Annotated in this window: 5 protein-coding genes; all 5 read left to right on the plus strand. The window is 37.9% G+C overall.

What is annotated here, in order from left to right; genetic code table 11:
• A partial coding sequence (locus ACRCJ0_RS11780) for a squalene/phytoene synthase family protein (RefSeq protein ID WP_431390532.1) occupies positions 1–387 on the plus strand: 387 nt, incomplete at its 5' end.
• Between the two features lie 328 nt (positions 388–715).
• Positions 716–940: a hypothetical protein gene (locus ACRCJ0_RS11785; RefSeq protein WP_431390533.1), complete on the plus strand. Its 225-nt coding sequence runs from the start codon at positions 716–718 to the stop codon at positions 938–940.
• 32 nt (positions 941–972) lie between these two features.
• Positions 973–1,101 carry a hypothetical protein gene (locus tag ACRCJ0_RS11790; protein WP_431390534.1) on the plus strand — a complete coding sequence of 43 codons (129 nt, stop codon included), beginning with the start codon at positions 973–975 and terminating at the stop codon, positions 1,099–1,101.
• Positions 1,102–1,468: 367 nt separating this feature from the next.
• Complete coding sequence (locus ACRCJ0_RS11795) at positions 1,469–1,600, plus strand: hypothetical protein (protein WP_268402839.1); 132 nt, start codon at positions 1,469–1,471, stop codon at positions 1,598–1,600.
• 252 nt (positions 1,601–1,852) lie between these two features.
• A partial coding sequence (locus ACRCJ0_RS11800) for an ABC transporter permease (protein WP_431390535.1) occupies positions 1,853–2,566 on the plus strand: 714 nt, incomplete at its 3' end.

The following is a 2,566-nucleotide window of genomic DNA, read 5'->3' on the forward strand; positions in this document are numbered from 1 at the left end:
AATATTTTAAGGGATGTGGGGGAAGACTATCGGGATAGACAACGCATCTATTTACCTCAAACGCTACTTGATGCCTACAATGTAGATGAAGCAATGATCAAACGATTATCTTATCATGATGAAGAAGAAATTCCCCAAAACTTTATTGACCTATGGGAGCATATCTACCAAATTGGTGACCAATATTATGACAGTATTAAACCGGTCATAAAAGACTTCAGCCAAGTGGCGCAATTACCCATTCTATCCTCTGCTTATATTTACCATGGGATTGGTAATGCCGTTAGGAAAGCCAATCATAATTGCTTTACTAAGAGAAACTATACAAATAACATTGAGCGTATGCGACTAATTTATCAAGCGAGAAAAGTACTAAAAGACATCTAAACAAATGTGGAGACAAACAATTGAAAAGCACGTGAGGATTGGTTAGGCCTGTATTCATCTAGATATCGAGAAAAATTTCAAGACATGTCGGTAGGCTAGTTTAACAAACGAGCGCTTATACGAAATTATGAAATGGAATTTAACCGTATTAAATGACATGATTGACGATTCCATTGATAGTGGTATTCCATTGCTTCTTTTATCCAGTGATTTAATCCCCTTCGCCACAAAGCGAAAGAGGGTGTGGATTTAGTCTGGCAGACAGTTTTCTCGCCAGAATTTGAGGCCTCAAAAAGAAAGAATTACCGCAAACAATTTAAGAATTTCAATGCATCCAGGGCAATATACCCTACTAAATGCCTTAGATATGGATATTGTAGAACGCACCATTGCGGATTTGAATTACTATGTCACGATAATTGAATTACTTGGTGGCACGCAAGCCAATAAAATTGTGATTCATATTGGTGGTATATATGGCGATAAAGAAGCCGCCATTGAGCGCTTCATTGACCAAGCCAATCAACTATCTGACAGGATTAAAGACATTTAATCATCGAAAATGATGAACGTCTGTAAAGCATTGTGGATGTCTTACACATCAGTCAAGCAACAGTTTTACCTGCCATATTTGATAACTTGCATCATCAAATGAAGCGGCCGGATGACATTAAGCCTATGGCAGATTACATCGCCTTGGCAGGGGAAACTTAGGGCCAAACTGATGGACGCCAGGCCATTCATTACAGCCAGCAGTCTTTAACAAAGACAAAGCCGGGAGCACATTTCGAAACAATAGCATTAACGCCGTTTATTGACTTTATCGAAGGACTAACTGATCAAAGGACTAACTGATCAAAATATTGATATCATGCTTGAAGTAAAAGATAAGAATCGCTCAGCTGAAAAATTACAGTCGTATTTAAACCAAGATTTCGATATTGCAGAAAAGCTGTGGCAGAAATACGATTATGCCGTCTAGGCAAAACGTGTCGACTTATATCAGCAAGCCAAACACATATTAGCTGATAGAAATGCAGAAGACATTACGACGTTTATCAGCATTCTAGAAGAGGCGGAATTGGCAAAAGGAAAATCAGAAGTTATTGCTGCTAAACAGCTGTTTAGTCGCTTTGAAAATACGGCGACATCGAAAGAACATGCGAAGTTTCAAAAGACGCTATTGGCGTATCAAGAAGATAAAAAACGCTAAACAATTACGTCGATATTTAAAACGACTGCAAAAGAAATATCTAGCAGACCACTTGGCGAAAACAATTTATTTCACTGAATATTAAGTGTGCTAAACAAAATATCAAACTGTTATTGTCATTATTCATATATATATGCAATTACACGCAGCGACTATACAGACACTAAAAATAACATAAAAGGTGCCAGCAAAAGTTGATGCTCAGCAATTAACTTTTAGATTGGGCAAACATAGAGAGGAAGTAACAAGACCATGTTTTTAGCCATAAAAGAAATTTTACACGACAAGAAAAAATACAGTTTAGTCATTGGCGTTATGTTTCTGATTTCATATATGGTTTTTTTCTTAATTAGCTTGGCATATGGCCTAGCGATGGAGAACCGGATTGGTATTGATCAGTGGAATGCTGATCAAATTATCCTAACTGAAGAAGCGGATGGGACGATTAACCGTTCTACCATTAACCAAGAAAACTTTGATGAAATCGAAGCAGATACAGTAGCGCCGATATTACAGATGCCAACAAATGCGACTTCTGAGGATATCGGAAGCGACGAAAAATTATCTATTTCATTATTCGGGATTAATTTCGACGACTTTATCGCACCTGAGGTAACAGAAGGTAACAATGTGACAGCAGATAATGAGGCCTTAATTGATGATAGTTTAACTGAAGAATATGGTCTTTCGATTGGCGATACCTTTACTATCAATGAACAAGACTTTGAAGTTGTCGGTTTAACAACGGATACTAAATTTAGTATTGCACCAATGGTTCATATCACACAAGATGCCTACAGAGAAACACAGCAGGCAGCAATGGATACGTCAGCACAAAGTCAAATTCCTGATGGTGTTGAAATACCAGCAGACACTACCCAAACCACCAATGCCGTTATTGTACAGGGTGAAGTGACAAGTTTGCCGGATGGTTTAGCGGCAACATCTACAACCGACTTTATCAAT

The organism is Aerococcus sp. L_32, from assembly GCF_050689315.1.

What these genes read in the sequence shown, in the direction of transcription:
- ACRCJ0_RS11785 (WP_431390533.1), top strand. Translation starts at nt 716, where the DNA reads ATGCATCCAGGGCAATATACCCTACTAAATGCCTTAGATATGGATATT.